This window comes from Natronoflexus pectinivorans (assembly GCF_004345615.1).
Taxonomy (GTDB): Bacteria; Bacteroidota; Bacteroidia; order Bacteroidales; family Marinilabiliaceae; genus Natronoflexus; species Natronoflexus pectinivorans.
The window spans coordinates 683,353-706,068 of sequence record NZ_SLWK01000001.1; the positions used below are offsets into that span (position 1 = coordinate 683,353).

Here is a 22,716-nt window from a genome sequence, read left to right on the forward strand (position 1 = left end):
TTTATGCAATCAATATTGCAAATAAACTTTGCAATTATAGTTACTAAACAAGGTAAAATCAATTTAGTTCAAAAAAAATGAAGAAAAACTATTGGTCATTCTCTTTCTCCAAAAACCGCTCAAGCAAATTCAAAATTCGCCCATTTACCGATGCCGGGTTATCTGAAGGAGAAACCTTTAAATGAATATTACAATAAATGATAAATCTGTCGAGTTGCTCTCCTTCCAAACCTGAAATGGTTTCGATGGCCTCACGACCGGCAATGCTTTCCATTTGTTGAAACTGCCTGTCGCGTGAGCGCATCCTCTCAAGTTCTCTGGGAGAAGGAGTATTTCCGCCTCCCAATATATTATAAACAAGACTCACAGGCCCAGTGGCTCTGGCTCGTCTTTCATTTGGTGGAACATCGGACATTCGGCTTCCAATATCAGAGGGTAGATTCAATTCAATAGGTTTTTGTTCTGGCCTGACGGTCACTTCACTAATATAATAACTCTGAACTTCAAGGAAAACAATCATGTTTCCGGAGGAATCTCTCTCTACATTGGTATAGGATATGGTTCGTGGTAAAAAGCCAATGGCAGCGACACGTAGTGAGTCATCTTTATCAAGCCGGAGTTCAAAACAACCATCTGCTTTAGCTGCACTCATGGTTACGCTTTTATAACTGGCTAAAGTTGCAAATGGTATTGGTGTGTTGTCCTCAGCAATTTTTACGCACCCTTTCCAGATTACCTTTGTGTCAGTTTGTGATACAAGGTCGGCACATATAAAAACTAAAAACAATATCGCGATTGAAACGTGTCTCATAAATTCAGGCAGGAATTTGGCTCTGGTTACAATATATTTAAATCAATAACTATACCGACTTTTCTTCTTTTAAAAAATATTAACAGATTAAATGACAATTATTTGGGTACATGCCATTAATATGCCTTATTTTTACAGTTCCTAAACAATTAAAACCAATTAATCTAACAATTACCATCATGCAAGAAATTATTGAAAATGCCTGGGATAACCGGGAGCTACTACAGAAGAAGGAAACGCAGGATGCCATTCGTGAAGTAATTGAACAGCTGGATAAAGGAAAAATCAGGGTTGCAGAGCCACAAGGTGAGGAGTGGATTGTCAACGAATGGGTAAAAAAAGCTGTCATTCTTTATTTCCCAATGCAGCAAATGGAAACCATTGAAATCGGCCCATTCGAGTTTCATGATAAAATGGCACTAAAACGTAATTACAAAGAACTTGGTGTTCGTGTTGTACCTCACGCAGTGGCACGCTATGGTGCTTATATTGCACGGGGTGTTGTAATGATGCCATCGTACCTGAATATTGGCGCATACGTTGATTCTGGAACCATGGTTGACACGTGGGCTACAGTAGGCAGCTGTGCGCAGGTTGGGAAAAATGTTCACCTAAGTGGCGGTGTAGGATTGGGCGGAGTTTTGGAACCCCTTCAAGCGGCACCTGTTATTGTGGAAGATGGGGCTTTTGTTGGTTCCCGTTGTATTATTGTTGAAGGCTGTCGAATTGGTAAGGAAGCTGTTCTTGGAGCCAACGTGGTATTAACTGCATCCACCAAAATCATTGATGTAAGTGGTGATAAACCGGTTGAGTTTAAAGGTTACGTTCCTCCCCGTTCAGTTGTAATTCCCGGGAGCTACGCTAAAGAGTTTCCTGCAGGAACATACCAGGTCCCTGCTGCCCTCATCATTGGAAAAAGGAAAGAATCAACAGACCTGAAAACATCTCTTAATGATGCATTAAGAGATTTTGGTGTGGCTGTATAATCATTGCTCCTATGACTGTTTCAGAAAGATATGATAATGAAGATTTTAAACAAGCACTGACTGTTCTGAAACAGGGAGGCATCATCCTATACCCCACAGATACTGTGTGGGGTATAGGATGTGATGCAACCAATGATGAAGCTGTAAACAGAATCATCAGATTAAAGCAAAGAGTTTCAGGCAAAGGGATGATTTCATTAATAGATCAGCCGGGACTATTAAATATCTACCTGGATAGAATCCCTGATATGGCTTATGACTTATGGGAGATTGCTGAAAAACCTTTAACCTTGATAATACCCGGAGCAAAAAAACTTGCAAAAGAAGTTATGACATCTGATGGAAGCATGGCCGTAAGGATTACAAAAGAGATATTCTCTAAGACGCTTTGCCAAAGATTAAAACGGCCTTTGGTTTCCACCTCGGCAAACATCAGTGGAGAACCCACTCCGCGCGACTATACACAAATTGATGATCGAATTGTTAAAGGCGTCGATTATGTTGTGGAATACCGACGAGATGATGTTACACCTGAAACACCGTCAGGTATTATAAAGTTGGGAGTAAATTATGAAATAGAAGTTATCAGGAAATAGCATGGAACATAGTTTATCGGATTTCAATCATCAAACTCCAATACAGATCAGATTCAATGACATTGACGGTCTTGGGCACGTGAACAATTCCACAATAATGGAATACTTTGATTTGGGCAGACTCGGATATCTCAACATGTCAGTTGGTGCAAGATTGGGCGTAGATGGGAAAAATGTGGTCATTGTATCATATAAAACGGACTTTTACAAACAGGTTAAAATAAACGATCAACTCACCGTACTTACCAAGGTTTACAACTTAGGCAACAAAAGCATAAAAATGTTCCAATGGCTTATTAAAAATGGCGAGAGCACTCCAATTGCGTCATGCGATTCAATACTTTCCGGAATTGACATGCATCAGAATTGCTCTATGGTAATTCCAGAAGAGTGGCGGCAGTGTTTCAATAAATTGGAAAAAGGGACTCTTATTGAAGATATAGATCAATAAGACCTTCAGGAGTTTCCAGATGAATGGTGCGGCATTTACGATCAACGGATGTAATAAAGTGTTCATGAAAGGGAATTAAGACCTCGCTTCCCTGATGTTCCAACTCAAGTACCGGATTATTCTTTATCTCAGCAACGGACTTCACAACGCCTATCTCTCCAAACTTGGAGTCAATTACTTTAAAACCTTTTAGCGCAGAGTAATTAAATAGGTCATTCGCAGGTGGCTCTCCAATTTCCTGAGGATCAATGTATATTTCAGCTCCTTGTAGTTTTCTCACTTTCTCTTCACTATCCAACCGATCCAAAATAACAAGTAAATCTCCGCTGTTTCGAATTCGCAGTGACTGAACCTCAAAAGGAACCAAACCTCCATGTAAATCAAGAAAGAGAAACTCCGGATCGGGATCATGGTCAATCAACTCCGGTAAAATCCTTATCAGGATTTCTCCGGACACCCCATGTGGTTTGGCAAGGGAGCCAATTTTGAGCAGATCGGATTTGGTAATCATAGTAAAGTAAAAGTACAAAAAAAACCCATTCGTGATACGAATGGGTTTTATTTTGTTGAAGAATAATTCGGCGATTGTTATTCTGCCTGCTTTTCTTCTGATGCATTTTCTTCAGCAGCTGATTCGTCTGCTGCAGGCTCTTCACCAGCAGCTTCATCAGAAACCTCAGGAGCTTCTTCAGCTTTTGCTTCAGCAGCAAGTTCGGAAGCCTTTTTGGCAATTGCTTCAGCACGTTCGGCATTGATTTTTGCCTCCTGCTCAAGACGTTCTTTAACAGTTGTTGCTTTATCACTGGCAAGACCGTCAATTTTTGCCTGAATTTTTGCCTCTTTCTCTTCACTCCACTTTTGAAATCTGCGTTCGGCTTCTGCTTCGTCGAAAGCACCTTTTTTAACTCCTTCCATTAAGTGTTTTTTCATTAAAACACCTTTGTAACTAAGGATTGCACGGGCAGTATCTGTAGGTTGAGCACCCTTTGAAAGCCATTCCAAAGACTTATCTAAATCCAGGTTAATGGTAGCAGGATTCGTGTTGGGATTGTAAGAACCAATCCTTTCAATGTACCTGCCATCTCGTGGCGCCCTGCTGTCAGCTACCACGATGTGGTAGTAAGCATACCTTTTGCGTCCGTGTCTTGCTAATCTAATTTTTACGGGCATGTTCAAAAATTTAATTAATTACAACCTACTTTTAGCGGGGCAAAGGTAATATCTTTTTAATTGATAGCGAAAGCTTTTTATAAAAAAAGCTTAGTCCATAGTGTTTTAAGTTGAAAAGGTACTAAATTGATGTTCATCATATAACTTTAAAATCCCTTATTTTTACTGGTTTTCCGAATCCCAAGTAAGAGCAAATAGAACAGAGTAAATTTTGGGAGGTAAAATAGCAAGGTATCTAATTTAACTTTGAGAGAATAGGATAACCTTTTTCAACAGGATTAAGGGTTGATTTGGAAAAATGCCATCCGAAAAGAAATAAAATATGAGTAACAATCTGGGGCATATAGAAACGCCCGATGAACATCTTAGAGGTACTATCGTCTTGAATCGACCAGTTTCTTAGACCACAATTTTTTTGTACATCGACATATACTATTCTGCCATTTTCACTCTCTTAAGAACTAAACCAACCGTCATTACTAATATTTACTATTATAAAGTAGTTATCTATCTGCAAATTACAAATTTCAACATAATAACCCTGAGAAACTAAGCCACATTCTTACCCTAGTTTTCAAGACATTACAATAATAATGATATTATTATATCATTTTTATTTATATTTGAGTATATATAACAAAGATTAATCGATGAAAACCGCATCATCATCTTAATTAAAATGATGATAGCAACCTGAAATCAACAATATGAAAGAATCAATACACAGGGAAATCACGCCATTGAACGAAGATGATTGTTTTTTGGTATTTGATCGCGAACGAAGCCTTTTCACTTTTCCGGTGCATTTTCACCCCGAATATGAAATCAACTTTATCGCCAATGCGAATGGTGGGAGGCGAATTGTTGGTGATCACATGGAAGAAATTGAAGACTACGAATTGGTTATGGTTGGCCCCAATCTTTACCATGGATGGGAAAACTATCGTAATACAGGAAAGCAGCTTTTACATGAAATCACCATTCAATTCCCAAAAGACATCTTTGAAGGGCCGTTAATGGGTAAAAATCTTCTCAAACCCATCAGGGATCTTCTTCAGAATGCTGCACGAGGAATTGCATTTTCTAAAGAAACCGCCAAACAGGCAGAACCACGTCTACACAACCTGACACAAAAAAGAGGTTTCGATTCATTTTTAGAATTCCAATCGCTGTTGTATGATCTCTCAATTTCGAGGAACCAAAAACTTCTAACTAACATTTCATTTCAACATTACAGCGATTTTCACAACAGTGAGCGCATCGAAAAAATTTACAATCACGTTAAAGCCAATTTCAACAAAAAAATCATGTTGGAGGAGGCCGCTCAAATGGTTAACATGTCGGTCGTTTCATTTAGCCGTCTTATAAAGCAGAGGACAGGCAAATCGTTTATTGAATTTATTAATGAAATCCGCCTGGGACATGCCACCAGACTGCTAATTGAAACGAATAAAAGTGTATCAGAAATTTGTTACCATTGTGGATTCAACAATATATCCAATTTTAACAGGACATTTAAAAGAAAACAAGGTTGTACACCATCAGAATTCAGAGTTAATTTCAATGGAGTGAAAACTGTTTTCTAGCTTTAAGTCAAACCTGAATAGCCTTCAACGCTCACCCCTAGCCCCCAAGGGGAACGCTAAACGCGCAAATCTAATCCGTCACTTTATGGTTGACAGACAGGTATAGAAAAGGAAGCACTTAACGTGCTTCCTTTATATCCCTCAATTTTTGGTCAAATTCCTCTTTATCAATTTCACCTTTAACGTATCTTTCCTTTAATATATCCAATGCATTCACGGAGGAGGTTGTTTTATCCGATACATCGTTGATACCGCGTTTTAAAGCCATAGATAAAACAGTTAAAACCGGAACCGCCAAATACCAACCCCAGCCAATGTGCCAGGCTCCCTTTTTTTTCTTTTTCTTTTCCTTGTCTTCCATAATAATGCCGGTTTTGTTTTACAAAAATTGAACTTTATAATTCTTAAACAGACAAGTTACTAAAACCTACGGAAAAAGTAAACAGGTGATTTATCCAAAGAAAAGGTATCCAATCAAAATGGCTGCGATGATTCCGGTAAAATCGGCAATTAATCCGCACGAAACGGCGTGCCGTGTTTTCCGGATGCCCACAGACCCAAAATAAACCGCAATGATATAAAAAGTAGTATCGGTGGCGCCCTGCACCGTCGAAGCCAAACGACCGGCAAATGAATCAACGCCGTAGGCGTCGATGGCATCGACCATCATCCCTCTGGCCCCTCCTCCGCTCAATGGTTTCATTAAGGCAGTTGGCAAGGCATCCACAAAACGGGTATCAACTCCAAACCATCCAAAAAAAGCGGCAATGCCATCAATTAAAAAATCCATAGCCCCAGATGCTCTGAAAACACCAATAGCAACCAAAATAGCCACCAGGTAAGGAACAATTTTTATGGCAATTGTAAAACCTTCCTTTCCTCCCTCAATAAACGATTCATAAACATTAACTTTTTGTAAAGCGGCACGCACAATGAACAGGGTAATAAAGGAAAAGAGAATAAAATTAGCTACTAACAACGATACGGTGCTCATCAAGCTCCTGTCGAGCAACGAGAATCCGTAAATCAATCCAACCACCATGGCTGTCATTCCTCCAAGCCACGCCAAAATAATGGGGTCGTATAATTTAATACGCTGAACAATCGATACTGAGATAATCCCTGCCAAGGTTGAAAAAAATGTGGCGAGCATGATGGGCAAAAATATGTCGGCGGGATTGGCGGCTCCAAACTGTGCCCTGTAAACCATAACAGACACAGGTATGATGGTAAGCCCAGAGGTATTAAGCACCAAAAACATAATTTGTGCATTGGACGCCGTATCCTTTTTCGGGTTGGCCGTTTGCATCTCTTTCATGGCTTTAAGTCCGAGGGGCGTGGCGGCATTATCAAGACCAAGCATGTTGGCAGCAAAATTCATCATCATGGAGCCGTATGCCGGATGGTCTTTCGGCAGATCTGGAAACAGCCGGCGGAAAAAAGGAGCAGTCACCCGTGTAAGGGCTTGAACCATACCTCCATGTTCAGCAATTTTCATAAACCCAAGCCACAATGTAAGCACTCCGGTAAGTCCAAGCGAAATGGTAAAACCTGACCGTGCGTACTCAAAGGTTGCATTGACCAGCTCCGGAAAAACTTCAACATCCTGAAATATGATGAGCCGAAGAAGCGCAACCACAAATGCGATAAGAAAAAATGCTATCCATATATAATTTAAGACCATAACTTTTTAAAGATAAAGAGATATTAGATATTTAGAATAATAGATAAGGGGAAAAATAGCAATTCCCGAGACCCTGGTAATAAATTTAAATTAGATTTTGAACATCATCACATATTACTAGAATATCAATTCAACTCTATCTTATATCTAAAACTCTATTTGTCTAATGTCTAAATTTCTATTCTCTGCACAAAAATTGAGGACAGAAACTCACTTTGTAATATCAGGCTTTTGATGCGGAGCTCCAAATTCTTTGCAGCTTATCTGCTCCACCGGAACCTCCCAAATTTTCACATTTCGTACAGCAGGGTCGCTATACTCAAAATGTTTATCGGAGTATTGCTCCATAATGATGTCCAGCGCCCGCCGTTTTTTGTCCATGTCTTCAACAAACCGAACTTTACCAAAAGCCACCACGCTTTTCGATTTCATACGGTAACTGCAAGCTACCTTCGGATGCTGAAACGCCAGCTCATGATCGGCACTGAAGGTAATGCAAATATTGGGGCTTTTATCCAGACAATCAATAACCCTACCCGTGGGTGCACTATGCAGATAAATGATTCCATTATCGTAACCAAAGTTCATTGGAAGCACATAAGGCAAATTGTCGGGTGTGACCACGCCAATAAAGCAAATGTCGCATTTCCTGATAATGGCTTCAATGGTTGCCTGATCTTCGTGTACAACTGTCTTCATGAAAAAAGAATTTTCAATTTTATATAATGGTTCTTTCTCCTTGTTGGAGAGAAATCAGTTTGAAAACATTCTGCAACAAACTCATCTCCTTAATCAATTCCATGACCTCCTCCATATTCCCCTGCTTTTCGGCTTGTTGTAGTTTCATTCGGGTTTGTTCGAGCTTTAGTTTCACCAGTTTCCACTTAAGTTCCAGCACCACTTTTGGAACCAAAATGGCCAATAAATCGGTATCAGATTTAATAACACCATGCTTTTTATGGATTTTACTCAGCGGATATTCCCTTGCAATTAAATCTGTTGCCAGTTGTGAAATATCAGGGTTTGAATGCGAAATGAAGTACTTATTGGCTATAAAGTCAGATGTTTTCATTTGTTCCTCATACTCTTCGAGTATGAGGTTATACACAGGGTTTTCACTTTTCAGTTCATCCTGACGCAACTCATTTACAATGTATTCCCCCACCAACATCACGGCCTTTTTGTCTCCCAAATCCACCTCTCCTAAATCAAGATGCCCATATTTTAATAAAAACCTTAAAATCTCCTTTTCTTCTGCATCCAGAGGATTTTTTGAAGATGCTGTAATGGCTGTCGGCTGATTTTGAGGTACCGGCTCCTCTGTTTTTTCCTTATAAGCAGTCCTACCCGCCTCCTTATCACGCTGCTTTTTCTTTATTTTACCAATCTCGCTGTAAAGCACTGATTCTTCAACCTGAAGGAGTGTACTACACTCCTTCACATAAACCGATCGGATAATCTGATCGGGAATAACCGATATGGATTTGACGATATCCTGAATCAACTGAGCCCGTTTGATGGGATCGTTGTTGCTATCTGCCAGTAAGATGGATGTTTTAAATTTGATGAAATCGGTCTCATTTTCTGAAATATACCTACGCAACTCATCTCCCGACATTTTTTTTGCAAAGGAATCGGGATCCTCTCCTTCAGGAAGAAGGAGCACTTTAACATTCATTCCCTCTTCCAGAATCAGGTCAATTCCCCTGAGAGAGGCTTTTATACCGGCCGGATCGCCATCATATATGATGGTGATATTTGGTGTAAACCTCGCAATAAGCCTTATTTGGTCAGGTGTAAGAGCGGTTCCCGAGGAAGCCACCACATTGGTGATGCCTGCCTGATGAAATGAAAGCACATCGGTATAACCTTCCACCAGGTAGGTTCTGTCCTGTCGGGTCATCTCCTGACGAGCAAAGTAAATGCCGTAAAGAATCTTGCTTTTATGATAAATTTCTGACTCCGGAGAGTTGAGATATTTGGCTGCCTTAGCATCCGATTTCAGGATACGGCCTCCAAAAGCTATGACTTTTCCTGATAAACTGTGTATGGGAAAAATAACCCTTCCACGGAAGCGATCCGCTTTGTAATCATCACGAACAACAGTCAATCCGGTTTTCTCCAAAAAGTTGAGCTTATAGCCTTCGATGGTGGCCTGACGTGTAAAAGCATCCTTGTTGTCGGGGGAATAACCCAATTGAAATTTTTTGATGATTTCCGCATCAAACCCACGTTGCTTAAAATATCCAAGTCCTACAGATTGGCCTTCATCGGTTTCAAACATGTTTTTGGTGAACCAGCGAGCGGCAAAATTAGTGACCACCATCATGCTCTCCCGCTCATTCTGTTTGACCATCTCCTCAGGAGTGGCCTCCTTCTCTTCAATGGGGATATGGAATTTTCTTCCAAGAGTTTTAATAGCATCAACAAAAGATATCTGCTCATGCTCCATTAAAAAGTTCACGGCATTACCCCCTTTGCCACAACCAAAACACTTAAAAATACCTTTGTGAGGAGAAACAATAAACGAAGGGGTTTTTTCATTATGAAAGGGACAATGGCCAATATAATTTATCCCTCTTTTTTTAAGAGAAATAAACTCCGAAATCACGTCAGTGATTTGGCTTTGTGCTGTTTCCATTACCCTGTCAATGGTGGCTTTATCTATCATGTCTCCCTCGTTATTCAGAATCAAAGATAGAGAAATATCGCAGAATAATGAAAAGAGGTGTTTATCCGGGAGTGGTGAAATCAGCGTAGAGGAGTTTAGATTAAACTACATTCTACAATAAATATACCAAGAGGCGGTTTCAATGCAACTTTGCACCGAATTCCGCCTCTTGGCATAGTGCCATAATTTTTACTGCTATATCAAAATAAGCTACTCCTCAACAACTTTCTCTTTTACGTAATAATTTCGAACCCGAACAGCCATGTTGTACATAACGGGAGCCATTATCAACGTAAGGAAAGTGGAGGTTGTTAGCCCGAAAATAACCGCCGAGGACATGGGTCCCCAAAAAGCTGCATTATCTCCTCCAAAATATATCTTAGGATCAAGTTGGGTAAACAGACTAAAAAAATCGAAGTTTAACCCAATGGCCAATGGAATCAATCCAAGAATCGTTGTTATGGCAGTTAGTAATACCGGTCTCAAACGGGTTCGTCCGGCAGAAATAACTGCTTCAACTTCATCTTCCCGTGTTAATCGTGCCCGGCTGTGTAAACCAAGAATTTCGCGCCTTTCATTTCGTTTTATATCGATGTAATCGATTAAAACAATTCCATTATTCACAACGATTCCAGCCAATGAAACAATCCCAACCCCAGTCATCAAAATTACAAAGTCCATATTAAAAGCTGCCAATCCTAAAAACACCCCAATGGTACTCAGTACAACAGTGGCAAGAATAATCATGGGTTTAATGGCCGAGTTGAACTGTGTAATCAATATCATGGAAATAAGCGCAATGGCTATGAATAGTGCCCTTAGCAGGAAATCAGAGGTTTCCTGCTGGTTTTCCTGCTCACCGGTCATTTCCCAATAGTAACCCGGAGGCATTTCATATCTGCCTAATAATTCCCTGATATCATTATTGATTCTATTGGCATTGTACCCTTCAATTACATTAGAATAAACTGTTATAACACGTGTATTGTCCTTACGCTTAATATCTTCATAAGTCGTTCCGTAAGAATAATCGGCTACCGAAGAGACAGGTATATGAAAACTGAAACCCTCTTTCTCAACCTTGATTTTCATGTTCATCAGAGCCGATACATTGTTGCGGAATTCATCGTCCAACCTAACAACAATGTCAAATTCATCCTCTCCATCTTTAAACTTATCAACACGATTTCCGTAGAGTGCTGTCCGCATGGTACTTGCCACCAGCTCGGTTGACAAACCTAACCGGCGAACCATCTCCCTGTTAATGGTCAGAAGCATCTCAGGCTTGCTCATATTGATGTCAAGCTGGAGATTTTCTATCCCGGGAATTCTTCTGTCATCAATGGTTTGTTTGATATCTTCTGCCAAATTTACCAGTGTTGCAAAGTCATCGCCCGAGACTTCAATATTGATTGGTCGACCTACGGGGGGACCTTCGTCCTCCTTTTCAACAAAAAACTCAGCTCCCGTAAAATCCTTTAATGCTTCTGTAAGTTCCAGCATGATTTTGGAAGTGCTGATGCCATCCCGGTCGATAAACTCAACAAAAGTGATGGTAAACAAGGCCTTATTTGGTGCTCTTGATGGCTCAAAAAAATCACCTTTACCATTTCCCACATTTACTCCAACCGATTTTACAATGTGCTCATAGGGTTCAAGAACTTCGAATACAATTTTTTCTGCTTCACGTGAAACAACATCTGTTCGGTCAATGTCGGTTCCAAGGGGAAGTTCCATGGTAATATAAACGGTTTTGGGATCATTCTCAGGAAAAAATATCACATTTGGATTTGACGCCCCAAAAATCATAATTGAAACTACAAACAGTACGAACATGGCTGCCACCAACATTTTGGAAGTCAATCGTCCCATGGCTAATCTTAAAGTTTTCTCATATTGCCGATCGATCCATGGTAAAAAACGCTGTTGAAAATTTCTGGCTCCCGGTTTCAGAATATACACGTTTAAAAGACTCATTAAAAGTGGCAATACCAGTAAGTTCCCCATTAAAAGATTCCCGGATAAATAGAAAACAACTCCAATAACAGCCAATGAACCTGTTATAGTAAACAACCTTTTAACATTGACCTTTGCCGTTGGATCCTCAACTTTTACAAAACGAGCCATAAAAACAGGATTCAAAACCAACGCCACAAAAAGTGATGAAGACAAAACTATGATTAATGTAATAGGAAGAAATTTCATGAATTCGCCAACAATTCCGGGCCATAACAACAATGGGAAAAATGCAGCCAGAGTTGTTGCAGTAGATGTTATAATTGGAATCGCGATTTCACTTACACCTTTTTTAATGGCATCCATCTTTTTGTATCCTTCCTCATATAAGCGATAGGAATTCTCAACCACCACAATGGCATTATCAACAAGCATCCCAAGCGCAAGCAGTAAGCTAAATAGGATCATGGTGTTTATAGTATATCCCAATTCTCCTAATACCAGAAATGATATAAACATGGACATTGGGATGGCGATGCCCGAGAAAAAAGCATTCCTTATTCCCATAAAAAGGTACAGTACCAGAATTACCAGAATCATCCCCAAAAGAATTGAGTTTTCAAGATTACTGATCTGATCCCTGATATAAACAGACATATCATCTGTTACAGTGATGGATAAATCTGGAGGGAGTTGACCCGAAGCCTGTTTATTCTCAATAATCCTGAAAATTTGATCAGTGGCATCCAGAAGGTTCTCTCCACTCTTTTTTATCACACTCAACGACACCACCGGCTGATTATTCAACCGTGCTATGGTTGATTGGTCTTCAAAACCATCTACAACCCTTGCCAAATCCCTCAGATAAACAATCTTATCATTTTCAAATTTAACAATGGTGCTCTCCAGCTCTTCCATTGAGCGATAATTAGCCTCTGTACGCAACGACCGACGTGTGCCATCCACCAAAATCTCACCTGCTCCAATGTTAACATTTTCAGTCATGATGGCAAGTTCCAAATCCATAAATGTCAGGTCGTAGGCCTCCAGCAAAAGAGGATTAACCAGAATATTAATCTGGCGCTCGTCCACACCGCGAATATCGGCTTCCCTTATTTCACGAAGTGATTCAATATCCTCCTGCAGATTTTCAGCAAATTGCTTCAACTCGTACAAACTGTAATCCCCCGAGAGATTGATGTTCAGAATGGGAAACTCCGAAAAATCAATGTCCTCAACAATGGGATCAAAATCCATGTCGTCAGGCAAGTCACTTTTTGCCTTATCCACTTCATCCTTTACATCCTGAAGAGCCTGTCGCACATCCACATCCGCTTCAAACTCCACCATAATTAAGCTCATGTCCTGATATGAAGCGGAAGATAAAACCTTTACTCCATTAAGGCCTTTCAACTGCTTCTCTATTGGCCTGGTTATTAAGTTCTCAATATCCGGTGGGCTATTTCCCGGATAGGGGGTCTGCACCATGATATAAGGAATCACAATTTCGGGAAACAACTCCCTTTGCATGCTCCTGTATGTAAATATTCCTCCTATCAACAGGAAAAAAGTTAGAATATATATGGTGTTCTTATTGGACAGTGCCCAATAAGTTGGCTTAAAATTTCTGTGACTTATATCGCCATTTTTTACCTTATCCATAAAAGTATCTGTTTGTAATAACGGTTTATGAAAAAACCTGACTATGGATTTCTCTGAAACGAAAAGGAATATGCACCTAACACGTTTTTCCAAAACGTGTTAGTATTCATATATTTTAATAGTTAAGATTTCAGAAATCCTTAATTATTTACATTTAAAAGTGTTCCGTCCACCACCATTGCGAATCCTTCGGTAATAACTTTATCTCCCGGATAAAGTCCCGACTCCACAACTGTATTGTTATTATGGTTGAGTCCTGTGGTTATGTATCGCTTACGCGATACATAATTTCCATTTTCCTCTTCGGCAACAAATAGAAACTGACCGGTAAAATCCTGCTTTATTAAAATAGAAGGAACAACTAAAGCCTCGGGGTTTCGGTAAGTTCTAAGTTGCAAAACTGCCATCAGGTTAGGTTTAATCCTGTTTCCGGGGTTATCCATTTCTACCCTGATACGAAAAGTTCTGCTGTCGGCGTCAATAACCGATGATGTTCTGTTGATAGTTTCTGTTCTGGTCGTTCCCAAAACTGGGAATCTTACCGAAACAGAATCACCACTTCTGACCGATGTTAAATGGCGTTCAGCCACATCTGCAGTAACATATAACTGCTCCACATTTACCACTCTGGCAAAAGGAATCGATGGACCGGCCATCTCGCCCTGCTTCTGAATTACCTCATCCACCACCCCGTTCACTGGGGATTTTACAACTGCCATTGCCCGCTGAGCCTGTAACCCTTCAAGTCTTCTTTCCAGCGACTCTTTGTTGGATTTTGCCTGAAGATACTGAACTTCACTACCAATATTTTGATTCCAAAGCTTTGCCTGGCGTTCATACATGGTGTTGGCTAAATCTAGATTTACCTCCATCTCCTGAATAGAACGGTCAAGAGCATTCGTATTCAGTCTCGCCATGATGTCACCTTTGCGAACGTAATCACCCTCTTTCACCAGAATATCAACGATATTTCCGGCTGCTTCGGGACGTACAATCAGGTTACGGTCGGACTGAACACGACCCATTACCTCAATAAAATGTTCGAAAACGGTTTCCTTCAAGTCATTTAGTTCCACATTGACCCTGGAACGGTCGGAGTTATTATCCAATTCATATTCAAGCTGAGCAATTTTTTGACGTAATTCATCCATCTGAGATCTGTACTCAGCCAACTGATTCCTCTTGTCCTGCTCTTCATCAGCAACTCTTGCTCCACATCCGTGCAGCACCAATATAATGCTGACAACTACTACTCTGATAATATTCTTTGCCATTGTTTCTCTGTATAATATCATTGGGAACGATTGATTTTTTAATCTCTGATTATCATAACTGACCAGTTGCCTTTAATAAGGCAATGTGCGCATTCATTAAATTTACAGCCGATTGAACATAGTTCATCTGAGCCTGTATATATTGAGTTTGTTGTTGTGTATATTCAGAACTCGATGAAATACCATGTGTGAATTTCACTCTCGTTTTTTCCAGAATATCTAAAGCAAGCCGCCTGTTTTCTATGCTGTAAAGATATTGTTCATAACTGTTTCGCATGGTGGCACGCGCTGTTACATAATTGCTTTGTAAATTATGTAAGGTCATTTCGCGTTCATTTATGCTCTGTTTATAACTGAGCTTTTGTTGCTGAACTCTTGCATGGCGCATTCCCGAGGTAAATAGCGGAACAGAAAGTTGAACACCTACAAACTGTGCCCGGTACCAATCCTGAGTAAACACGTTCCAATCGTTGGAGAACCCTATTTTCTGAAAATTATAAAAAGCGCTGATGCGTGGTAAATATTGAGCTCTTTCATTCTTCAGATATAACCTTTGACTCTCCTCGTTGGTCATTGCCAACTGATAATCGACGTGATGGTCGGGGACAAACAAATCATCAGGAATGCCTCCTGATATGATTCTTTGCGAAAGGTAGGTAAGTGAATCGCTTAAACGCATCTCTGCATGCTTATCATACCCCATGGTAAACTTAAGCACCGACATGGCAACCTCCTTATTTCGCTTTACCTCCATTAGTTGCTTTCTGGAATTATTGACCAGCAACTCCATTTGGCTCACATCCAATGACTCAACAAATCCAGCCTCAAACATGGATTGCGTCTCAAGCAAAAGTTTCTCATTGGCCTCAAGCAGTCCGGAAAAAGCTTCCTGGTTTTCTCGCGCACTTAAAACCAAAAAATATGCCTGAGCCACACTATTTCGGATTTCAATGTCTGTTTTACGTTGTTGCTGTTCGGTAAACTCCAGAAAAACTCTTGTTGCCTGAACACCTACAAAGTAAGAACCATCGAAAATAAGTTGGGTAACACCAACTCCATAGTTTGCATCATAAGGTGTTCCAAATGAAACAGGTATCATGTCTCCGGGTCCAGCACCCGATGGCCAGTTTTCTTGCGGAAAAAACTCGACAGGCAATAATGTTTTTGCCATATCAATGGAGTGATTGTATTGTCCGGTTAATTCCACCTGTGGTAAACCATCGGCGATGGTTTCCCAAATTCTACGCCTTGCCGATTCAACATCGAAATTTGAACTGATTTTTTGATAGGCGTTTTTCGAAGCAAACTCTAAGGCCTCTTCAAGTGAAAACTGCGGTTCATCAGCAAAAACATGTGAATTGAATACAACAAAACCTGCCAGCAATAAAACGGGCAATAAACAGCGCTTCTTCAACAACATAAAATTAAGTTTCAGTTTGAATGATGTACAATTTCGGTCTTTCTTCTGCACAAAATTATCCCTTGCAGCAGCTTCTTACAAGAAGTTTTCGACCAACGGCAACTATTTCAGGATAAATAACGAAATCCGGATTTCGTTATTTCCCTTTCTTTGTCCGTCTAAACCTTAATCGCTCCTCTTTCTCCATCTTTTCACAAGCATATTGAAATATGAGGCGGGGAGCGGTCTCCTTCCATTTCAACAGAAACAATTCAACCTCGTTTGGGTTTAGTTTCCATCCCTCCCGCAAGAACCAACCCACTCCCTGATGCACCTCTCTTTCTGTATCAGTCATCAGTGGTTCAACAAATTGCATAGGCTTTTCAATACCTACAATTTTTAAAGATTTTATTAAAGTGACCGGGACACAGCGACGCTGAAACTTATATTCAGATTGAAGCCACGGTTTAAAATCCTCAATGGCAATGATGTTTTTCTTTAAAAATTTTGGTAGCAGATACATTCCCAAAGTATCCGCATGCGCCCAATTGGTTATACCTTTTGCAAACCAGCTACCAATTAGGTCAAAAACCTCAGGAGTTAACTCTTTCTCAAATGAGTCAACAATCAATAAACCAAAAGAAGTCTCTTCGTACATACCACTTTCCATGAAAACAGGAACAGCCTTTAAGGCTGTTTCTATTCCTGCGTCCAACTTAGGTGCAATCTCTTTTACCTTAGCGGTGATTTGAATAGTGGTAAGTCCATAACCATCATACCCGCCTTTAAAGTAGCGTTGATATTTTTGAAGATTTTGTGGATTAGAGTGTTTATGACAATAAGCACGAACCTCATCGACCAATTGATTTGAGTTCATTGTTAAGGATTTTAGTTGATGGGTAAATAGTAGGACAAATAGCGATGATAAAATTACAACAATATATTATACTGAATACTAATGTCATAAAAGAATCGTTATATTTATATTAATTATTATCATACAAGTAGTCGTTTTCATTTATAAATCCATTGAATAGAAAGCAAAGTATCAGCAAAAAAGATTATCTAAACATCTCTTTTTTAACTGCTATCTTTTCGCCAATTGTGGATATGGATTTTTTTAGCGGGAAACCATGAGTGGAAAACATGCCATCTTTGTAATTTTAATTATAACAGCTCTGATTCCCGCAGAGCTGGAGGCACAAGTATGGCCATTCAGACGACGAAGTCAGGCTGAAAGAGCTACCCGCGACCTGGAAAGAAGACAACGAGAAACCGGACAGCAAACCAACTTTTTTAATCCGCTGCAACCTTTTGGTTCCAGGAGAAATAACGACCGCGATGACCATATCTGGAGTCCGGAAACGGCATACCTTTCTATTCCTCAAACGGGAAACGTCAGTATTACCAACCCTTCACGCTTAGGAATCAATTCAAAATATGAATTGCAATCACTTTTAGGTGCTTCTTATTGGGTTCCCAATCTCATGATTAAACGAAGGATTCATTCCGGAGAAATATATTGGGCTACCAGGCATGGGATTTATGTCCCCACTCCGGGATTAAACTGGGCGCAAAATAAGGGATATCACTCTTATGTTGACACCACTGCTGCGATTCCACATATTGTTGCCATCAGGAATGAATTAATTGTTAGTAAGCCATTTATGGATGATGTAAGTTGTGTTCAGGGAATTCCATGGCTAATTATAACCGCCGGATTATCTGCTGATTATGGCTTATCACTCGAAAGCAATGACCTCTCGGCCATAGATGAACATATTATTGGAAGCAGAAGTGCGCCTTTAACAGGAAAGGGGCTATTGATAATAGCCCGGTTGCGTGCCGATGCACGCCTCAACGATTTTACTTTTATCGAAGGAGGTTTCCGATATTTCAACAGCACTCACCACAACAATGGATTTGAACATCATGCTGCATTAAACTACTTTGCTGCAAAGAATTTTTCAATTTCCCCTGGATATTTGCTTTCCATAGGTAATTTTGGCTCTTCTAAAGTAAAAATATATCCATCACTGGATTTGACCTGGTACTTTGGTCAAAAAAGTCGCCGTGGAGGCAGAATTTTTGAAGGTTCAAGATTCTAATTGCCTCTTCTGCCAAATCGGTGCCTGCCTTCACCTCGTCCCTGTCCTTCTCTTCCACGTCGAAATCCGGGCCGTTCATGCATATTGGAAAACAACACCGCCAGTTTTTCGGCCTGCCTATCATCACAGATGTCTCTGATTGATAAAAAATGGTCAATGGAAAGTTGCTTTATCTCACCCTGAATTTTACCCACTTGAAATGCAAGCTCAGATAATCGCAATGTATCCGGTGTTGATTTAGAAAACTCCTCAACAATCAGAGATTCAAATTCGTTCATGGATATTATCAAATCTCTTAAATCTGTTCGATATTGAATCTCCATCTCCCGGAATTTTTCTCTCTGCACATCATCAAATTCAAGGATTCGGGCAATTCCGAAAAATCCCCTGCCGGGAATGCTGTCAAGAGTCAGTTCAGAAACCACAGGCTCAGAACTCTCTCCCTTGATGAATCGAAAACCCATCCAACCCGATAAAAATGCCAGTATTAAAACCAGCGCATATATTAAGTATTTAATCCTCATCTGTAGATAATTTTAACCAGTTGTTTTCAATCTCCATTCCGGCATTTCCTGCAAAGAAATACTCTGACAAAACAGAGTCCGCATCAGTTGGTGATTGGCGGTAATCCATAAAAAGTGCTAAATTAAATCCTGCAATTAAAGCCAATGAAACAGCCGCAATTTGCCATGCTTTTTGAATTGATATATGAACTTCCATAGCCTTTTTGTCCAGTGCAGCCATAATTCGCGTGGATAAAAACGGTGATACTGTTTTTGAAGCATCTACTTCAATGAGTTGAAACAATCCTTCAACTTCATTTGCCAACTTCGTGCATTTTGCACACTGGTTTCTATGCTTAATAAACTCATCTCCCGGATTTTCCCCGGATTTAAGTTTCGCCAATCGTATTTCAAATTCAACGCAGTTCATATATTTGGGATTATTGATCTGTTTTCTGGTTATTTCTATAATTAATGATATACTAATCATTCGTCATTCTCTCTTTAACCGCTTTCTGCAATTTCATTCTTGCTCTGAACAGCAAACTCTCTACTGCCTTTTCTGAGATTTCAAGCACTTCGGCTGTCTCCTTGTTGCTTAAATCATGGTATTGACTGAGAACAAAAACTTTACGCTGCATAGTTGTCAATTCCTTAAGGGCTGTTCGGAGCATCCTTCGTTGCTCCTCTCTTTCTATTGAGTAATCTGCTGGTTCAGAAACTCCTTTTAATTCCTTCGATTGATTACCGGAATCCATGAAGAGAAGCCTTTTAACCTTCTGCTTTCGCAGAAAATTTACGCATGTATTAACAGAGATTCGATATAACCATGTGGAAAAAGCCGATTGGAACCTAAAAGATTCAATCTTTTGGTATGCTTTTATAAATATTTCCTGAGTTAAATCTTCGGCATCAGCTTCGTTCTGTAAAAAACCGATGCATGTTTGAAACACTTTTTGCTGATACCTCATTACCAGATGCCGGTACGCTTCCTTGTCTCCCTGTTTAACTTTCTCAACAATGATGGCATTGGTATTCTCTGTCATGATTTATATCGATGAAAAGTTTTAACGCATAAATTTCATAATAATCTGATGCGGAAAAAATCCGCATCAGATTTATTCAGATTATTCTGTTTTAGGTTGTGGATTACAGTTTGGTCCGGAGCCGTCACGTTTGCCTCTGCGCTCTCCACGACCTTCACCACCACGAGAACCGGTTCCATCCAATTTTCGTTCTCCACGACCTTGACCGTCACGTAATCCTTGACCACGACCTTGCCTACGTCCTGTTCCATCTTTTACACCCTGACCTTCACCACTGCCGGGTCCCAGTCCTTTACCGGGTCTTTTTCCATCATAATTATCACAAACTCCATCACCGGTGGTATCAACAAAACCTGTTCGGGGCGTTTCTTTAGTTTCTGCTTCCTGAGCAGAAACGGTGGCATTAACAACAAATAATAAAGCTGCCACTGTCATCAAAGTTAATACTAATTTCTTCATAATTAAAGTTTTAATTGTTTGCATAAAAGAATTATCTCTCAATGTTTATTCTGACTTTATCTTTTAGACACCACTTTTATAAAAACCATTCGCAGAAAAATGATTTTTTTTAAAATTATCATAGTTTTAAAGTCTGAATTGACCATTTCTAACAATTAAAAACCACATGATGTCAAAATTACGCTTCGAAACCCTGCAATTACATGCCGGACAGGAGGTTGACCCAACTACCCTGTCGCGTGCCGTACCCATTTATCAAACCTCATCCTACCTTTTTAAGGATGCAGAGCACGCAGCAAACCTCTTTGGTCTTAAAGAATTTGGGAATATCTACACCCGCATCATGAACCCAACCACCGACGTTTTTGAAAAACGCATAGCCGCTCTTGAAGGCGGAGTAGCAGCTCTGGCAGTTTCTTCGGGACAGGCAGCGCAATTCCTGGCCATCACCAATTTGGCTGAAGCTGGTGACAACATCGTTTCAACATCATATCTTTATGGTGGTACCTATAATCAATTTAAGGTTCAGTTTAAACGAATCGGGATTGAGGTAAAATTTGTACAGAGCGATAACCCAAAAGATTTTGAAGCAGCCATTGACGATAACACCAAAGCTCTTTATGTTGAAACCATTGGAAATCCAAGATTTAACATCCCTGATTTTGAGGAGTTGGGCGATGTGGCAAACCGTTATGGAATTCCGCTCATTGTTGACAACACCTTTGGAGCCGGTGGTTACTTGTTTCGTCCGCTGGAACATGGGGCAAATATTGTTGTTGAATCGGCCACCAAATGGATTGGCGGTCATGGAACCAGCATTGGCGGCGTAATTGTAGATGGTGGAAACTTTGATTGGGGCAACGGAAAATTCCCCATGTTTACGGAACCTTCAGAAGGCTATCATGGCATGAAATTCCGGGAAACCTTTGGAAACATTGCCTTTATTATCAGGGCACGAGTAGAGGGGTTAAGGGATTACGGGCCGGCACTCAGTCCGTTCAATGCATTTATGCTGATACAGGGTTTGGAAACCCTGTCACTTCGTGTTGAGCGCCACGTGCAAAATGCTATGCATTTGGCACTTTGGCTTGAGAATCATCCGCAGGTAGAGTATGTGAATTACCCCGGATTAAAGAACAGTCCATATCATACCATGGCAACCAAATATCTGAAAAACGGATACGGTGGAATGTTATCCTTTAAAATAAAAGGAGACGTAAATACTGCCGACAAGTTTATTAATAATCTGGAACTGGTTAGCCACCTTGCCAATGTTGGCGATGCTAAAACACTGATAATTCATCCGGCTTCAACGACTCATGAGCAATTAAATGCTGAAGAGAGAAAGGCTGCCGGAGTAGAAAACGGTTTGTTGAGAGTATCAGTTGGAATAGAACACATTGAAGACATTAAATCTGATTTTGAACTGGCATTTTCAAAAGTGAAATAAAAGAAACGGGTAGCCAAAGCTACCCGTTTTTTAATGCTTCTGCACCGCCCGTAATTTCCACAATCTGATTAGTAATGGCAGTTTGGCGGGCTTTATTATAACTCAACTGAAGGCCTTTTATCAGTTCCGTAGCGTTGTCTGTAGCTTTGTGCATGGAAGTCATTCTGGCTCCATGTTCAGATGCCAAGGACTCCAGGATAACCTGAAATAACATGGTTTGCAGCATTTTTGGAACCAAACTTCTAATAATGCTTGCCGCATCCGGTTCCAAAATATATTCAGTCAACAACTCATTTGATTCGGCTACAGGGACGGAGAATGGCAGGTATTGCTGAACCTGAACTTCCTGATAGGCAGCATTAATAAACTCATTATAAACCAGCACCACTTGTTTAAATCCTCCCTCCTTAAAATCAAGCATAAGTTGGTTAGCCAACACTGCAGCCGACTCATATGTTGGATTTTGCAGTAATTCATGATGATAAAAATCCCTACGAATATCCCGTACCTTAAACATTTTATCCAACTGATTACCCATGATTCCAATCTTCACTTTTCCTAATTTATAATCACGGGCATAGCGATCGGAAATCAGATTTTGAACTTCTTTAACGACATTGATGTTAAAACCACCGCACAACCCTCTGTTGGAAGCAATGGCCAAAATAAGAACGTCTTCCCCGATTCCGGGTTCAGAATAGTCCATGGGATGATCTTTATCCAGCGTGGCAGCCAAATCATGAATAATAGCTGCAAGGCGGCTGGTATAAGGTCGGATGTGTGAAATATCATCCTGAGCCTTTTTCAAGCGGGCTGCCGAAACCATTTTCATGGCACTGGTAACCTGACGGGTCGTTTTAACCGAATTAATTCTTGTACGTATGTCCTTTAAATTAGCCATTTA

22 protein-coding genes are annotated in these 22,716 nt (G+C 40.2%); 6 read left to right on the top strand and 16 right to left on the bottom strand.

Annotated elements, in window-relative coordinates:
• Window positions 1-88: 88 nt before the first annotated feature.
• Entirely contained in the window at window positions 89-811 is a 723-nt protein-coding gene (locus tag EV194_RS02485) for a peptidase associated/transthyretin-like domain-containing protein (RefSeq protein WP_132431743.1), read from the bottom strand.
• Window positions 812-990: 179 nt separating this feature from the next.
• On the opposite strand from EV194_RS02485, the gene EV194_RS02490 reads away from it, so the two are divergent.
• From EV194_RS02490 to EV194_RS02500, 3 genes are read left to right on the top strand one after another with little or no spacing between them, the layout of a single operon-like run.
• Complete coding sequence (locus tag EV194_RS02490) at window positions 991-1,797, top strand: 2,3,4,5-tetrahydropyridine-2,6-dicarboxylate N-succinyltransferase (protein WP_079557112.1); 807 nt, start codon at window positions 991-993, stop codon at window positions 1,795-1,797.
• Between the two features lie 11 nt (window positions 1,798-1,808).
• Complete coding sequence (locus EV194_RS02495) at window positions 1,809-2,393, top strand: L-threonylcarbamoyladenylate synthase (RefSeq protein ID WP_132431745.1); 585 nt, start codon at window positions 1,809-1,811, stop codon at window positions 2,391-2,393.
• Between the two features lies 1 nt (window position 2,394).
• Window positions 2,395-2,844 (top strand): acyl-CoA thioesterase, encoded by a 450-nt coding sequence (locus tag EV194_RS02500; RefSeq protein ID WP_132431747.1) that lies wholly within the window; start codon window positions 2,395-2,397, stop codon window positions 2,842-2,844.
• On the opposite strand, the gene rimM is transcribed toward EV194_RS02500, so the two are convergent.
• Window positions 2,822-3,355, bottom strand: coding sequence for a ribosome maturation factor RimM (gene rimM / locus EV194_RS02505; RefSeq protein ID WP_132431749.1), 534 nt, complete (start codon window positions 3,353-3,355; stop codon window positions 2,822-2,824). The two genes, EV194_RS02500 and rimM, sit on opposite strands and share 23 nt — an antisense overlap.
• Before the next feature lie 77 nt (window positions 3,356-3,432).
• Window positions 3,433-4,014 (bottom strand): 30S ribosomal protein S16, encoded by a 582-nt coding sequence (locus EV194_RS02510; protein WP_132431751.1) that lies wholly within the window; start codon window positions 4,012-4,014, stop codon window positions 3,433-3,435.
• Between the two features lie 707 nt (window positions 4,015-4,721).
• On the opposite strand from EV194_RS02510, the gene EV194_RS02515 reads away from it, so the two are divergent.
• Window positions 4,722-5,600 (top strand): AraC family transcriptional regulator, encoded by an 879-nt coding sequence (locus EV194_RS02515; RefSeq protein ID WP_132431753.1) that lies wholly within the window; start codon window positions 4,722-4,724, stop codon window positions 5,598-5,600.
• Window positions 5,601-5,718: 118 nt separating this feature from the next.
• Here the strand turns inward: EV194_RS02515 and EV194_RS02520 are convergent, their stop codons facing one another.
• The 8 genes from EV194_RS02520 to EV194_RS02555 form a co-directional block, all read right to left on the bottom strand.
• Entirely contained in the window at window positions 5,719-5,961 is a 243-nt protein-coding gene (locus EV194_RS02520) for an SHOCT domain-containing protein (RefSeq protein WP_132431755.1), read from the bottom strand.
• Between the two features lie 90 nt (window positions 5,962-6,051).
• Window positions 6,052-7,284 (bottom strand): nucleoside recognition domain-containing protein, encoded by a 1,233-nt coding sequence (locus tag EV194_RS02525; protein ID WP_132431757.1) that lies wholly within the window; start codon window positions 7,282-7,284, stop codon window positions 6,052-6,054.
• 210 nt (window positions 7,285-7,494) lie between these two features.
• A complete protein-coding gene (locus EV194_RS02530; protein WP_132431759.1) occupies window positions 7,495-7,983 on the bottom strand; it encodes a pyridoxamine 5'-phosphate oxidase family protein in 489 nt (162 codons plus the stop codon).
• Window positions 7,984-8,002: 19 nt separating this feature from the next.
• Window positions 8,003-9,955, bottom strand: coding sequence for a DNA primase (gene dnaG, locus EV194_RS02535; protein ID WP_132431761.1), 1,953 nt, complete (start codon window positions 9,953-9,955; stop codon window positions 8,003-8,005).
• A gap of 210 nt (window positions 9,956-10,165) precedes the next feature.
• Window positions 10,166-13,573 (bottom strand): efflux RND transporter permease subunit, encoded by a 3,408-nt coding sequence (locus EV194_RS02540; protein ID WP_132431763.1) that lies wholly within the window; start codon window positions 13,571-13,573, stop codon window positions 10,166-10,168.
• 140 nt (window positions 13,574-13,713) lie between these two features.
• Entirely contained in the window at window positions 13,714-14,847 is a 1,134-nt protein-coding gene (locus tag EV194_RS02545) for an efflux RND transporter periplasmic adaptor subunit (protein WP_132431765.1), read from the bottom strand.
• 52 nt (window positions 14,848-14,899) lie between these two features.
• Entirely contained in the window at window positions 14,900-16,267 is a 1,368-nt protein-coding gene (locus EV194_RS02550) for a TolC family protein (protein WP_132431767.1), read from the bottom strand.
• Between the two features lie 136 nt (window positions 16,268-16,403).
• Window positions 16,404-17,123 carry a DNA alkylation repair protein gene (locus EV194_RS02555; protein WP_132431769.1) on the bottom strand — a complete coding sequence of 240 codons (720 nt, stop codon included), beginning with the start codon at window positions 17,121-17,123 and terminating at the stop codon, window positions 16,404-16,406.
• Window positions 17,124-17,379: 256 nt separating this feature from the next.
• Here EV194_RS02555 and EV194_RS02560 point away from each other — a divergent pair, with 256 nt between their 5' ends.
• The gene (locus EV194_RS02560) at window positions 17,380-18,354 is read left to right on the top strand and encodes a hypothetical protein (protein ID WP_132431771.1); all 975 of its coding nucleotides are present in this window, start codon (window positions 17,380-17,382) and stop codon (window positions 18,352-18,354) included.
• On the opposite strand, the gene EV194_RS02565 is transcribed toward EV194_RS02560, so the two are convergent.
• From EV194_RS02565 to EV194_RS02580, 4 genes are all read right to left on the bottom strand, one after another.
• On the bottom strand, window positions 18,351-18,878 hold the full coding sequence (locus EV194_RS02565) for a periplasmic heavy metal sensor (RefSeq protein WP_132431773.1): 528 nt from the start codon (window positions 18,876-18,878) through the stop codon (window positions 18,351-18,353). The two genes, EV194_RS02560 and EV194_RS02565, sit on opposite strands and share 4 nt — an antisense overlap.
• Entirely contained in the window at window positions 18,868-19,287 is a 420-nt protein-coding gene (locus tag EV194_RS02570) for a hypothetical protein (RefSeq protein ID WP_132431775.1), read from the bottom strand. The genes EV194_RS02565 and EV194_RS02570 overlap by 11 nt, the downstream gene beginning before the upstream one ends.
• 52 nt (window positions 19,288-19,339) lie before the next feature.
• Window positions 19,340-19,903, bottom strand: coding sequence for an RNA polymerase sigma factor (locus EV194_RS02575; protein ID WP_132431777.1), 564 nt, complete (start codon window positions 19,901-19,903; stop codon window positions 19,340-19,342).
• An 81-nt stretch (window positions 19,904-19,984) separates the two neighbouring features.
• Window positions 19,985-20,362 carry a hypothetical protein gene (locus tag EV194_RS02580; RefSeq protein WP_132431779.1) on the bottom strand — a complete coding sequence of 126 codons (378 nt, stop codon included), beginning with the start codon at window positions 20,360-20,362 and terminating at the stop codon, window positions 19,985-19,987.
• Window positions 20,363-20,528: 166 nt separating this feature from the next.
• On the opposite strand from EV194_RS02580, the gene EV194_RS02585 reads away from it, so the two are divergent.
• Window positions 20,529-21,812, top strand: coding sequence for an O-acetylhomoserine aminocarboxypropyltransferase/cysteine synthase family protein (locus tag EV194_RS02585; RefSeq protein ID WP_207915868.1), 1,284 nt, complete (start codon window positions 20,529-20,531; stop codon window positions 21,810-21,812).
• A 19-nt stretch (window positions 21,813-21,831) separates the two neighbouring features.
• On the opposite strand, the gene atpG is transcribed toward EV194_RS02585, so the two are convergent.
• A complete protein-coding gene (atpG, locus tag EV194_RS02590; RefSeq protein ID WP_132431781.1) occupies window positions 21,832-22,713 on the bottom strand; it encodes an ATP synthase F1 subunit gamma in 882 nt (293 codons plus the stop codon).
• Window positions 22,714-22,716: the final 3 nt, after the last annotated feature.